Source organism: Staphylococcus sp. EG-SA-17 (assembly GCF_017151845.1).
GTDB lineage: Bacteria > Bacillota > Bacilli > Staphylococcales > Staphylococcaceae > Staphylococcus > Staphylococcus aureus.
The window spans coordinates 1-429 of record NZ_JACVZO010000121.1; the positions used below are offsets into that span (position 1 = coordinate 1).

Consider the following 429-nt stretch of genomic DNA (forward strand, 5'->3'; position numbering starts at 1 on the left):
GTCACACCTGTTCCCATGCCGAACACAGAAGTTAAGCTCCTTAGCGTCGATGGTAGTCGAACTTACGTTCCGCTAGAGTAGAACGTTGCCAGGCAAAAAATGGATGCGATGAGCCGCATTGAGACCGTGAGGTCTCTTTTTTTTATGTCTAAAACGTCAAAATAAAAAGCAAACACAAAGAAAAATGGCTTGGCGAAGTGAAAACGTTTGAATCTGACGAAACGAGAAAAGAGTGCAACGAGTTTAGTAGAGCTAAATGAGTAAGCGAGAGCCGAAGGAGAGGAAAGAAGCATAAGTCAAGATGTAAATGTCAATATAAAAATGTACATAAATGATTGTATAAGAATGTACAAAATTGTTTGCTAAGTAATTTCCTTCTTAGGTGAATGATCTTTTAATCTATACGATTTGCCTTTGATTTTAACTACA

The 429-nt window shown here is 37.8% G+C and carries 1 rRNA gene; it reads left to right on the forward strand.

Annotated elements, in window-relative coordinates:
- A 5S ribosomal RNA gene (gene rrf, locus IDG65_RS14355) occupies positions 1-94 on the forward strand; the annotation flags it as partial.
- Positions 95-429 lie beyond the last annotated feature (335 nt).